A 13,323-nucleotide genomic window follows, 5' to 3' on the forward strand; every position below is an offset into this window, starting at 1 on the left:
AAATTTTTAAACAAAACTAATGTTTTAATGGGCCTTTACTTACTTCTTTTCCTTCTTTCCAGACTGACTCGATCTTGCGGGTACTCTTGATGTCTTTCTCAGGATTGTCACTCAGAACGATAAAATCGGCCTTTTTTCCTTTTTCTAATGTCCCCAGTTCCTGATCCATTTTCAGTGCTTTTGCGGCATTCCGCGTGCTAATGGTAATGGCTTGCAGCGGTGTTAACCCTGCCTGTACCATCAGCTCCATTTCAAGATGTTCGGTAAATCCCTGCGTCCGTATCGGGAAAGCACCCGAATCTGTACCCAGGGCTACGGTTATACCCGCATCGTAAATCTTTTTCAGGTTGATCTTCGCGGTTTTAAACGCTGCCATATTGCGCGGATAATCGGGCGAATTTTTGATTTTTTCTCCATAACCCTTCTCCGTGATCATTTCCAGCACACCCGGTTCCAAAGATGCTTTGAAAAAATCGTCCCGGATCCAGTCGGGATTACCGGCGTAGGCAAACTGATATTCATCCAGCGACAATGTAGGAATGTAAATTACATTTTTCTGTTTCATTTTATTCAAAAGATCGGTGTCGACCTCCTTGTCGCGGATACTGTGCGCAATGATATCGATTCCCGCGTCGGTCAGCAGGCGCGCATCCTCTGCATAAAACAAATGCGCTGCTACCCTGATATTTCGCTTATGAGCCTCACGGATAATGGCTTTGTATATCTCAGGCTTCATTTTTTTAGCATTACCATGGTCATCCACCCAAATTTTGACAACAGTCGGTTTCACCGCCGCAAGTTTGTCCATCATGGCTGGTACATCCTCGGGCGACGCGGGGCGAAGCAGCAAATTCATCCACGAGCCGGGCGAATTATCGGGCGTATTAAACCCGTATCCTGCCGAAAATAGCCGGGCGCCGGGCAACAGTCCCGCCACTGTTGAATCGCGCATTCCGTTGAATATCAATGGCCTGTCTGTGCCCATCGCTAACACAGAGCCCACGCCATAGTCCAGGTATTTTACAAGTTGACGCAGAATGTTCCCGCGGGTATAATTATCGGCCGAAGAAGTGGTGCCTTTCAGCGTTCCCACATGAGCGTGCGCGCTGATCAGTGAAGGAATAATGGTTTTTCCCTTTAAATCAATCTCCTTGTCAACCCTGGACTTAATCCCTTTTTGAATAGCAGTAATGCGCCCCTGGTTGATTAAAATATCCGTGTTCGCTTTGGAGGCGTCGCCTGTACCGTCGATAACTGTGGCGTTTTTAAGCAACACGCTGCCCCGCTGTTGGCCAGCGGCAGGAAAATAGACAACATTGACCAGCAGTGTTAGTATAATGACTGATTTTTTCATGGTTCAGGATGGGAAAGGAAGTTAACAGCAGGATTGCAACAACGAACTGGTACAGGAATTGTAAGATGGACGACAGCTTAAAACGCTGTAAAAATATATACTTAACAATACTATAAATTTGGTAATCATGGCAAAATACTCAAAAAAGGCAGGCGAAAAAGTCGAAGAAGCCGTGCACGAGCAAAAAGAAGGGAAACTTAAAACAGGTTCCGGAAAGAAAGTGACTTCTAAAAAACAAGCCGTCGCGATCGGATTATCGGAGGCCCGGAAGGCGGGGGCGAAGGTCCCCAAAAAGAAAGACTAAAATCTTGTAGTTAATTAAGTAGTACTAATTAGTCAATGCTGGTCAAAGTATTACAATCGAGCACTTTATTAGCCATTTCATACTCAAATAAAAGCTATATTGTAGCGACAAAAACAGAAAGAGAATGACGTCCTAAATCTGGAAGGTTTTAATCATGAATAATTTAGGGAAGAAGCTGTTCAAAATGCTGCGACAGGTTGAACGTGCCTTAAAGAAGGACAATGCCCCAAAAAATGCCCAGATTTTTACGACCGATGGCCAGCTCTACAACAGCTTTCTTAATAGTAGCTCCATTTACGCGATCGGCATTGATACCGACGGAAATTACAGTTATGTCAATGACCATTATTGTAATTTTTTCGGCCTGACCCGTGCAGAACTACTTGGTGCGTCATCGCTGGAAGGCATTGTCTCAGATGACATCGAAAAATGCCTGATGGTTGGCGAAAAGTGTTTTGTTAATCCAGGAATGCCCCATTCAGTGGTTCTCAGGAAAAGGTCTGCCCATGAAGGCATTAAAACTATACAGTGGGAATTCACCGGCATCGCTGATAGGTCGGGTATGGTCAAGGAGATTTTCTGCATAGGCTACGACATTACCCAGCGGCTCAAAGTCGAGGAAGATCTCTCAGTGCTGGTGTCCAACATGCAGGACGTGTTGTTCACCATTTCAGCAGAAGGCCTGTTTACCTACGTATCTCCGAGCTGGACCAAGATCTACGGTCATTCAATCGAAGAGACCATTGGACGGTCGTTTACAAATTTTGTACATCCCGAGGATCACGAGGTCTGTTTCAAAGCTTTGCGCACAACTGTCGAAACGGGCAAGCCGGTACCAGGTGGCGTGGAGCACAGAATCATTCACAAGAATGGCAACTGGACCTGGTGCAATACCGACGCTAATATTGACATGGCCAGTAAGGCGATTATTCTGACCAGTCACAATATTACAGAACTCAGAAACTCCCGTGAAAGGTTAAAGGAACTTGCCATAGTTGCTTCCAACACAACCGATTATATCGTTATCACCAACAGCAAGGGCTACATTACCTGGGTAAACAAAGCCTACGAAAACCAAACCGGCCATACCCGCCGTGAGATAAAAGGGAAGGACCCGACAGAACTCCTGTGTGGGCCTGAAACCAATCGCGAGACCATTCAACGGATTTATCAGGGATGCAAGGCCCACCGGATTGTTCAGGAAGAAATATTGTGCTATACTAAAAACGGCGAGAAGTACTGGGTCGATCTCAAAATTACCCCGGTATTTGACGAGAATGGTCGCTGTACCCATTTCGTTGCCGTAGAACGCGACATTACGCGCCGAAAAAAATCGGACGATGAGATGAAGCGCTTCAAGGATATGCTCGAACAAACCAATGGTGTGGCCAGGATTGGTGGCTGGGAGCTTTATCCCGGAACCGGAGAACTGTACTGGTCGTCGATCACAAGGGAAATACATGAGGTAGGCCCCGATTTTGTGCCGACCGTAGAAGAGGCTATTGGATTTTATAGCGAAGGCACCAGCAGGGACGCCATTAACCAGGTAGTAAAGGAATGCATCGCCAATGGTACCCCCTGGGACAGCGAGTTGGAATTGATCACTGCAAAAGGGAACCAGTTGTGGGTGAGGGCCATTGGGCAGGCCGAAGTTAATGCGGATGGCGTGTGCGTGAGAATTTTCGGTGCCTTTCAGGACATTACGCGCCGTAAGCAATCCGAAGTGGCGATCCTGAACTCCGAACTGAAATTCAGAAGCCTTTATGATTCTACCAGCGACGCGGTGATCCTGTTCAACAGAGACCGGTACCTGGATTGTAACCAGGCTGCCCTGGACATGTTTGGGATTGAGTCCCGGCAGGCACTACTGAAAATGCGTGTAGGTGGATTGTCGGGAATAGACGAGCCGGGATGGGAAGCCAGGTCCGAGGCCTTCAACAAACATCTTGATATTGTTTATGAAACAGGAAGCAACAGCCTTGAATGGTCGTACAAACGGGTGGATAAGCAGGGCGAAGTTTTCATAGCAGAGGTGCTTCTCAACTTGATAGCCGTAAAAAATGAGGAAATTATCCAGGCCGTTATCCGGGATATTACGCTGAGAAAGCGGGCGGAGAAAGAACTGCTCGAAGCACGCGAGCAAGCCGAAGAAGCCAGTAAACTGAAATCGGAGTTTTTGGCAAATATGAGCCATGAGATACGTACTCCGTTGAATGGGGTAGTCGGTTTTTCGGACTTGCTGATGAAAACCAACCTGGACGAAACCCAGCAGCAGTACATGTCGATGGTTTTTCAATCAGCCAACTCGCTGCTGGACATTATCAATGACATTCTGGATTTCTCAAAAATTGAGGCGGGAAAACTCGAACTGACGCGGGAGAAAACCAATCTTTTGGAGGTATGTGGCCAGGTGGCTGACATGGTTACTTATCAGGCCCATCAGAAGCATTTGGAAATGCTGCTCAATATCCCTGCCGACGTTCCGCGTTTGGTTTGGGCCGATTCGATCCGGTTGCGTCAGATTTTGCTGAACTTGTTGAGTAATGCGGTCAAATTTACGATGACTGGCGAAATTGAGCTGAAAATTGAGCTCTTGAACAAAACCAACGTACACGATTATTGCTTTCGCTTTTCTGTACGGGATACAGGAATTGGTATTGAACCGCAAAACCAACGCCGCATTTTTGAAGCATTTTCGCAGGAAGACTCGTCTACGACCAAGCGTTTTGGAGGCACGGGCCTCGGTCTGACAATATCAAATAGCCTGCTGGGCCTCATGGGCAGTAAGCTTAGTTTAAGCAGCATTGCCGACTCAGGAAGTACTTTCTTCTTTGATGTCGTATTCAGCACGGTGGACGGAGAGGATGAATTTGTCTGGGAAAATGCCGAAAACATTCAGCATGTGCTCATTATAGACAACAACCTCAACAATGGCCGTATTCTGAAGGATATGCTCAACAACAAAGACATTGCTTCAAATTATGTGGCAAGTGGGGAGGAGGCGCTCGCATTGCTGGCGGACAACCAACAATATGATGTGGTGCTGGTTGACTGCCAGATGCCCGGCTGGGACGGGATTGAAACGATCAGAAGAATCAGGATGCATGACGATAAGCACCTTTCGCAACTGCCCATTATCCTCTTGAACGACTCGCTTGAGGAGGAAATGCTGAATTCGGTTGGCGCAGAGCTTGATATCCAGCATTTTTTGGTTAAACCGGTGAAAATACAGCAGCTTTTCTACACGTTATCGCAGCTGCGGATAAAGAATGAACCTATACCACCGCGGATATGGATCGAACCTGTCTTGTCGAGTGAGAGGTATGGAGAGAGCAACATAAAGATTTTGATTGCTGAGGACCACAAGATTAATATGTTGCTGGTTAAGACCATGCTTGGTAAGATATTGCCCAACGCGATCATTGTAGAGGCTGTCAACGGAATAGACGCGATCCGGGCGTATGGCGCCAGCAGTCCCGATATTGTATTTATGGACATTCAAATGCCGGAAATGAATGGCTATGAATCCACGAAGGAGATCAGGAAGCTGGAAAATGAAAAAAGAATACCTATTATAGCACTCACGGCGGGTACTGTCGTGGGGGAGCGGGAGAAATGTATTGATGCAGGCATGGACGATTACCTGACCAAACCTGTTTTGAAAGATACCCTTCAAGAAACGATTAACAAATGGCTGCCTAAATATCAAACATCCTGATGCGCGAAAATTTTATCTTAAAGCTCTGCATCTTGTTGCTGTTTGCCGGAAAAAGTGTGGCTGAAAACATTGATTCTGCTTCTGTGAACCCTGGTAAAACTGTTGGCAGACTATCGGATCTGTACACAAAGGCTGAGCAGTCTGGCACGGCCTGGCCGGATTCACTAAAACTAGTGGCCGCGCAGATCACCGCAGAAGGAAACAGGATTCAGGATAAAACGGCTGTAATCAGAGGCGAGCGTTACAAAGCCCAGGCGTTGTGGCGGCTTGGCAGCCATTCGGAGGCGATGAAGTCGGCCATCGCCGCGCTTGCAAATGCTGAAAAATGGAAAATGACTTCCGAGATACCGGATATATATGCGGTGATCGGAAATCTTCACAAAGAGAAGGCGAATTACAAAATGGCTTTTCAGGCCGTGGATAAGGGAATGCAGGCGGCGCGAATAGCCAAAGACACGACCTCGATCATTTACATGACAAGACTAAAAGCAATGTTCACCCAGGGACTCGGTTCGCAGGAAAATGATACGGCGATGATTCACCGTTCCCTGAATATGCATCTGGAAGGTTTGAAAATAGCTGAATCTTCGCCTCGTTTTGAACGCAGCAGGGTGGCTTATTACAACAACATTGCTCAGGTACTTGTGAAGCGCAAAGAGACTGACCAGGCTTTTTTTTACGTTAAAAAGGGTATAAAGCTGGCCAAAAAATACAATCAACTAATCTCTCTGACCTATAGCTACACCTGGCTGTCTCAGATCTATTTGCAGCGCCAGGACATTGAAAGAAGTAAAAAGTACCTGTTCAAAGCATTGCGGATCACGCAGGAGCTGAAAAACCCATTCAGGGAAATGGAGGTAAACCGCTATCTGTACCAGGCTTTGGAACAGACTAATAACTATAAAGCCACGCTGGCCGCATACACGCGCTACATTGAAATCAGGGATTCGCTAAGGGTACTCGACAATGTGCGGCAAATCGGAGAGCTGCAGGTGCAGTATGAAGCGGAGAAAAAAGATCAACAAATTGCTGCACTGGGCGCCATTAATAATGTGAAAACCAGAGAAATTAGCTGGATAACCATTGGATTGGGCCTTTTTCTGATACTTTCGCTATTTATGATTTTCCAGTACCGGATCATTGCCCGCAGCAACCGGATTTTAGAGGAGAATAACGGGAAAATCAACGAGCAGTCGGATCAGATGAGGCTTTTAATGAAGGAGCTGCACCACCGGGTCAAGAATAATTTACAGATCGTCTCGAATTTGCTGAGCCTGCAGTCAAACCGGTTGACGGACGAAGATGCCAGGCAAAGTATCCGAACCGGACAACAAAGAATTGAAGCCATGTCGCTGATCCACAAGAGTCTGTACAATCAGGACAATGTGAATATGGTAGACATGCGGGAGTATCTGACCAACCTTGTGGAAAGCGTTATGCAGAGTTTCGGTCTTAGCGAGGAACGTTTCAGACTGATACTACAGGTGGACGTCGACGAGCTTGACATTGACATGGCCATGCCACTAGGACTGATCGTCAATGAATGGATCACAAATTCCTTCAAGCACGCTTATCAGCACGTTACAAATCCCGAGTTATCTTTGAAGCTAGAAATGAATGATGCGATTCAGTTGGAAATCAGGGATAATGGAAACGGAATGGATATGAAATTATGGGACCGTCCTGGTGGTTCCTTTGGGATAAAATTAATAAAAGTCTTGTCCCGGCAACTTGACGGCCAGTGCCGCGTGGCAGTCGATGCAGGTACAAGTTTTACACTGGAAATTCCACTGCCGCAACTTCGGGAAGCTGGCTGAGGTAGTTTTGAAGGCAAATAGCTAAGGTTATGACAATTAAAAAGATACGTATACTCATCCTGGAAGATGAAGGGATACAGGCCATGGGACTGGAAGAAACCCTCGAAAAGCATGGCTATGAGGTTGCCCTTATTGCAGACAACGGCAAGGAAGCCCTGGAATTTATCAGCCACGAGCCAGTAGACCTGGCACTGCTCGACATTCACATTAAGGGAGACATGGACGGGATAGAAACAGCCTGGAAAATGAAGGACGTGACCAGTATTCCCATTATTTACCTGACGGCCTATATGGATAACGAAACAGTACGCCGCGCAGAGGAAACTGCCCCGGCGGCGTACCTGACCAAGCCTTATCGTGAGCTAAATCTGATCAACAGCATTGAAATAGCCCTTCAAAATGCGAATAAATGAAGTGTGCATTACCTAACCGTTCACTACCTGCCCGCCGTTAGGATGTAGCACTTGACCGCTCATATACGAGGCATCCTCACAGGCCAGAAATACGTAGCAGGGAGCGACTTCGGCAGGCTGTCCCGGTCGCTTGAAAGGAGTGTCCTTTCCGAATTTTTCAACACGTTCCGAATCGAACGTAGATGGGATCAAAGGTGTCCATATCGGGCCCGGCGCCACCGCGTTCACCCTGATCCCTTCCTCTGCAAGGCTACCGGCCAAAGACCTGGTGTAGGCTACGATGGCACCTTTGGTGGAGGAGTAGTCGAGCAATGCCGGACTGCCGTGGTATGCGGTGATGGAGGTTGTGTTAATGATGGAATCCCCTTTTCTCAAGTGCGGCAAAGCTGCCTGCGTAAAATAGAAAAAGGAAAAGATATTGGTAGCAAAAGTATCCGTCAGTTGCCGGGCCGAAATTTCGCGGATATGTTCTTTGGGGTGTTGCTCTGCCGCATTGTTGACCAGGATATTGAGCTTCCCGAATGCATTGACCGTCCGGCTGACGGCTTCTTTACAGAATTGCTCGCTGCGGATGTCGCCCTGTAAGAGCAAACATGCCTTTCCCTCAGCTTCCACCATGGATTTTGTATCTTCGGCGTCCTGATTTTCATCGAGGTAAACAATGGCTACGTCAGCTCCTTCCCTCGCAAAATGGACGGCTACAGCACGGCCTATGCCGCTGTCGCCGCCGGTAATGAGGGCGGTTTTCCCTTGTAAACGGCCACTTCCCCGGTAACTTTCGCGGATGATGACCGGTGTAGGGTCCATTACTTCCTCTATTCCAGGTTGTGCGCTTTGCGTTTGCCCCCTGGTATCCATTTGATAATTCATGTTAGCCAGATGTTTAGTTGATGATTTAAAAAATGGCTCCTTCTACAAACCACATGCCAGCAATGAGGACATCTGACGAGAAGGCGCAGCAGCTAAAAAAGAATGGATGAATTGCACACCTGGGTAAGGAATTTCACAGCCCAAGGGATCTGAAATAGCATAAGAAGGTTTGAAAACGCACTGCCGATAAATGGAGGCACAATTATAATAATGGATTTTTTACATCAATCACACTGTATATGGAATTGAAAAAAGTAGTCATCATTGGGGGAGGTTTCGCGGGCATTAACCTGGCACAGAAACTATCGCGCGACAGGCGGTTTCATATCACACTGGTCGATAAGAATAACTACAACTTTTTTCCACCGTTGTTGTATCAGGTGGCTACTGGTTTTCTGGAGGCTTCTAATGTCAGTTACCCTTTCCGGAAATTTTTTCAGGATAAAAATAACCTGCGTTTCAGTTTCGGGGCTTTTACAGAAGTATTTCCCAATGAAAGAAAAATAGCGACCGAAAGTGGCGATATTGACTACGACTACCTGGTTTTTGCCACCGGCACGGAAAGCAATTTTTTTGGTATGGAAAATGTGAAAAGGAATGCGGTACCCATGAAAACAGTAAAGGACGCATTGGCATTAAGAAACCACATTTTATGTAATAAGGAAAAAGCCACTAAAACTATGGATGTCGTAGAGCGAAGGAAGCTGCTCTCTATCGTGGTAGCCGGTGCCGGACCGACTGGTGTAGAGGTTTCAGGAATGCTGGCAGAAATGCACCGGAATATTTTCAAAAAAGATTATCCTGAACTGAGGCGAGAGGAGGTACAGATATATCTGGTGGATGCCTTGCCTGTGGTTTTGAGACCCATGAGTGAAAAATCTCAGCAGGAAACGCTTGAAGAATTGAATGGGCTTGGCATTAACGTGCTGCTGAATCACACTGTTAAGGATTATCAGGACGGAATCGTGACATTTGCAAATGGTAAAACGATTGCCACCAAAACGCTGATATGGACATCGGGAGTTACCGCTACCAAGTTACCGGGTATACCAGAAACTTCGCTTGGAAAAGGCAAACGTGTGTTGGTGGACGGTTTCAACAAAGTAATTGGCTTGGATAACATTTTTGCATTAGGCGACATTTGTCTGATGAACTCGGATGAAAAATTTCCTGACGGACATCCGCAGCTGGCGCAGGTAGCTATTCAGCAGGGAAAAAATCTGGCACAAAACCTGCGATTAATGCTGGACGGAAAACCAATGGAAACGTTTGCCTACAAAGACAAAGGTACCATGGCGATTATTGGTGTTAACAAAGCCGTTGCGGACTTGCCGGGTTTGCATTTCAAGGGTTTTATAGCGTACTTTCTGTGGCTGGTAGTGCATCTTTTTTCGCTGATCCGTTATCGTAATCAGGTCAAAACGTTTTATAACTGGATGATTGCTTTTGTTACCAGAGACCAGTCCCTGCGATTCATTATGGATGCCAAACCGGAAAAATGAGTTTATTTTCGGTATTATACAATTTAACACTGTTAGGGTTCGCCCGGATTAATCTATGATTCAAACTGTTACCGATAAATTCAAATATCCATTTGAGTGGCTGGATATTATGGAGCCTAGCGATGAAGAACTTAAAAGTGTTACTGAAAAATACGATTTGCATGAATCTTCGATTAATGACTGGCTTCAAATAGATCACTTGCCCAAATACGAAGATGTTGGAAGCTATACCTTTATTATTTTCAGAATACACGCTGAAAATGCCGCATCCGAGGCAGATACCGTCACCGAGCTGACTGATAAGGTAGCGATTTTTATGAACGCGAAGACGGTTATTACGCTTCACAAAAAACAATGGTCCGGGCCCGAATCCATCAAGAAGAATCAGATTGACCAGCATGAATGTAAAAACACCCATCACCTGGTCAATGAAATCATCAAAAGTTGTCTGGCCACATACGAGGTGTCTTCCGCTAAACTGACCCGGGATATTGAATATTATGAGGAAAATATGTTTCTTAAAAACCGCAAACCTTCGCTTCTGGAAGGCCTTTATTATCTGCGCAGAAAAGTAGAAGTGACCAGAAGGATCATCATGCTTTCCCACGACATTATCGAAAAAATGGATGCACCTACGCATAGCAATACCTTTACCCGCGACACGCGTGACCTGTACGTGAGGCTTACCAACATCTACGATACCCTTTTTGAGAATATGAACCAGCTGGTGATGATCTATTTCTCCATTTCTTCGCAACGCACCAATGAAATAGTAAGGGTACTGACGGTATTTTCGGTGTTTTTTATGCCGCTGACCTTCATTGTGGGCATTTACGGGATGAACTTTGACTTCATGCCTGAGCTCCGGCTGAGGTTGGGTTACCCCGCGGTCATGATCCTGATGGGGGCCATTACCTTTGGCATTTACGTCTGGTTTAAACGGCGTGGATGGTTGTAATTGAAAGAGGATTGGATTTTTTTAACGATACTTTTGCCTTTTGAGAATTTCAAGATTTTATGAGGAATAGTTTTGCCCTGTCTGCGCTGTCTGTCCTGATTGTTATCATTTTTACTGCGGTTTTACCTTCCGGGGCAACAGCCTTGGTAATCCCAAAAGCACCGCAAACTTTGGCGGCAGTTGCAGTTTCGCCTTCACAGATCACAATAACCTGGGTTGATGCATCATTGGACGAAACCGGGTTTGAACTCGAAAGCTCGACAGATGGAAAGGTCTTTGTCAAACTTGCAACACCTGCTGTTAATGTTGTCATTTACCAAAACATAGGGTTAACTGCTTCAACAGCATATTGGTACCGGATTCGGGCAAAAAATGCATCCGGGTTTTCAGTCTATTCCAACATTGCAACAGCAACAACAAAACCACCGCTGGTTACCATCCCCAAAGCGCCATCCGGCTTGAAAGGTAGCGCGATATCTATTAGTCAGATTAACCTAAGCTGGGAGGACAATGCGACCGATGAGACTGGTTTTCAATTGGAAAGATCATTGAACGGCACCACGTTTACCAAAATAGCTGACCTGGGCGCGAACATCACAGCTTTCCAGAACACAGGCCTTGCTACCGCTACGACCTACCATTACAGGGTGCGTGCATTGAATACGGCAGGAGGCTCGGCATACAGTAATGTCAGTTCCATTACGACTCAAAATATCCCTGTTCCAGACCAGCCTACTGGGTTTACGGCCGTTCCGCTTGCACATAATTTGATACAACTGAGATGGTCGCCCCCTACCGGCAATGCCGCCGAAGTATGGGTAGAGCGTTCCAGAGGATCAGATGCGCAATTTGTGCAGATACACAAGCAGGCGGCGAGCGTTATCCAGTATGAGGACAAAGAGGCGCTTGCTACCGACGACTACTATTACCGGATCAAGGCTGTGAATGCCGGCGGCAGCTCTCCTTATAGTTTGATCGCCATTGTTCGTGCCGCATCGATTATTACTTCCACAGCTCCGGCCGAAGACGGGAACCTGATCTATGTGTCGGAAAAAAGCTTGATTACCGAGCTCAAAAACAATGTCCCCGCCACCCTTCTTGTCTTTGATCTGAAAGGGGCCGAGCGAAAGAAAAGCAGCATCGGTCAATCCGCGCAAACAGATCTGAACTTTTTACCTGCAGGAATCTACATTGTTATAATCCGGAAGGATAATGAAGTAATATCCAGGAAAATAGCGCTTTATTAGGTTCAACCTAAATCCTGCCCATCAAAATGCTTCGTAATCTACTCCTCGCCCTGCTTGTTCTGTGCGTGCTCAGTCCGACATTCAGTTTTGGACAAACCAAGAAAAAATACATTGTCAATGGCTACGTTGGCGGTTTTCGCGGATTGGTAAAAACCGAGGAAATTGATGTTGAAAAACTGACCCACATTAACTACGCCTTCGTTAATGTGAAAGACAGCCTCGCGGTACTGACCAACCTGGCCACGGATTCAACGAATTTCAGGAAACTTAATGAGCTGAAAGTAAAGAACCCGGATCTCAAAATCCTGATCTCAATTGGTGGATGGGCTTGGAGCGAAAACTTTTCCGACGCCGTACTTACCGAAACTTCCAGACAGAAATTTGCCAAAACAAGTGTAGATATCATTCGTCAATTCAACCTCGACGGCGTGGATATTGACTGGGAATACCCTGCCATGCGCGGTGAAGAAGGAAACATATTCCGGCCAGAGGACAAACAAAATTTTACATTAATGTTCAAGGCCATTCGTCAGGAATTGGATTTATTGGAAAAAGAAAAAGGACGCAAATTTCAGTTAACCACAGCGGTTGGGGCTTCGCAATCCTTTGTTGATAATACGGAAATGGGCCTTGTAGCGCTCTACACCGATTATATCTACATCATGACCTATGATTACGGTGGTCGCAACGGTACCGTAGGGCATCATACCAATTTGTACAGCAATGGTGAGTCGTCTTCGGCCGACAAGTCTGTGAAGAGTTTTATGGCTGCCGGAGTTCCGGCCAGCAAAATCGTTTTGGGCGCAGCATTCTACGGAAAAGGCTTTGAAGCCGAAACGATCAGTAACCACGGTCTGGGTGAAAAACGCATTAAATCGGTTCAGGGAGGAGGCTATACCAAGCTGAAAGACACGTTGATAGACCAGAATGGGTATAAAAAATATTATGACAAGAAAGCCAAGGCGCCTTACCTGTTCAATGATTCCACCAAAGTGCTGATCACATATGACGATGAAAAATCGATCAAACTGAAATGTAAGTATGTGAAAAAGAATGACCTGGCAGGGATCTTTTTCTGGGAGTATTTCAATGATCCCAAAGAATACCTTATCACCGAAATCAGCAAAAATCTCGACTAAG

Annotated in this window: 10 protein-coding genes; 8 read left to right on the forward strand and 2 right to left on the reverse strand. The window is 46.2% G+C overall.

Features of this window, described 5'->3' with window-relative positions; genetic code table 11:
• Nucleotides 1–16: 16 nt before the first annotated feature.
• A complete protein-coding gene (locus tag ON006_RS07030; RefSeq protein ID WP_244819189.1) occupies nucleotides 17–1,354 on the reverse strand; it encodes an amidohydrolase family protein in 1,338 nt (445 codons plus the stop codon).
• A gap of 127 nt (nucleotides 1,355–1,481) precedes the next feature.
• Between ON006_RS07030 and ON006_RS07035 the strand changes: the two genes are divergently transcribed.
• From ON006_RS07035 to ON006_RS07050, 4 genes are all read left to right on the forward strand, one after another.
• A complete protein-coding gene (locus ON006_RS07035) occupies nucleotides 1,482–1,658 on the forward strand; it encodes a DUF6496 domain-containing protein (protein WP_244819188.1) in 177 nt (58 codons plus the stop codon).
• Nucleotides 1,659–1,812: 154 nt separating this feature from the next.
• Nucleotides 1,813–5,376 carry a PAS domain-containing hybrid sensor histidine kinase/response regulator gene (locus tag ON006_RS07040; protein WP_244819187.1) on the forward strand — a complete coding sequence of 1,188 codons (3,564 nt, stop codon included), beginning with the start codon at nucleotides 1,813–1,815 and terminating at the stop codon, nucleotides 5,374–5,376.
• On the forward strand, nucleotides 5,376–7,193 hold the full coding sequence (locus ON006_RS07045; RefSeq protein WP_244819186.1) for a tetratricopeptide repeat-containing sensor histidine kinase: 1,818 nt from the start codon (nucleotides 5,376–5,378) through the stop codon (nucleotides 7,191–7,193). The genes ON006_RS07040 and ON006_RS07045 overlap by 1 nt, the downstream gene beginning before the upstream one ends.
• A gap of 29 nt (nucleotides 7,194–7,222) precedes the next feature.
• On the forward strand, nucleotides 7,223–7,606 hold the full coding sequence (locus ON006_RS07050; RefSeq protein WP_244819185.1) for a response regulator: 384 nt from the start codon (nucleotides 7,223–7,225) through the stop codon (nucleotides 7,604–7,606).
• A gap of 12 nt (nucleotides 7,607–7,618) precedes the next feature.
• Here the strand turns inward: ON006_RS07050 and ON006_RS07055 are convergent, their stop codons facing one another.
• Nucleotides 7,619–8,476, reverse strand: a complete 858-nt coding sequence (locus ON006_RS07055) for an SDR family oxidoreductase (protein ID WP_244819184.1) — start codon at nucleotides 8,474–8,476, stop codon at nucleotides 7,619–7,621.
• 239 nt (nucleotides 8,477–8,715) lie between these two features.
• Between ON006_RS07055 and ON006_RS07060 the strand changes: the two genes are divergently transcribed.
• Genes ON006_RS07060 through ON006_RS07075 form a run of 4 tightly spaced genes read left to right on the forward strand, consistent with a single transcriptional unit; the run spans nucleotide 8,716 to nucleotide 13,322 of the window.
• The gene (locus ON006_RS07060; protein WP_244819183.1) at nucleotides 8,716–9,978 is read left to right on the forward strand and encodes an NAD(P)/FAD-dependent oxidoreductase; all 1,263 of its coding nucleotides are present in this window, start codon (nucleotides 8,716–8,718) and stop codon (nucleotides 9,976–9,978) included.
• 55 nt (nucleotides 9,979–10,033) lie between these two features.
• Entirely contained in the window at nucleotides 10,034–10,936 is a 903-nt protein-coding gene (locus tag ON006_RS07065) for a magnesium transporter CorA family protein (protein WP_244819182.1), read from the forward strand.
• Between the two features lie 59 nt (nucleotides 10,937–10,995).
• On the forward strand, nucleotides 10,996–12,183 hold the full coding sequence (locus ON006_RS07070; protein ID WP_244819181.1) for a fibronectin type III domain-containing protein: 1,188 nt from the start codon (nucleotides 10,996–10,998) through the stop codon (nucleotides 12,181–12,183).
• A gap of 26 nt (nucleotides 12,184–12,209) precedes the next feature.
• Nucleotides 12,210–13,322: a glycoside hydrolase family 18 protein gene (locus ON006_RS07075; RefSeq protein ID WP_244819180.1), complete on the forward strand. Its 1,113-nt coding sequence runs from the start codon at nucleotides 12,210–12,212 to the stop codon at nucleotides 13,320–13,322.
• The last annotated feature ends 1 nt before the right edge of the window (nucleotide 13,323 follow it).

It is taken from the genome of Dyadobacter pollutisoli (genome assembly GCF_026625565.1).
GTDB classification, from domain to species: Bacteria; Bacteroidota; Bacteroidia; order Cytophagales; family Spirosomataceae; genus Dyadobacter; species Dyadobacter pollutisoli.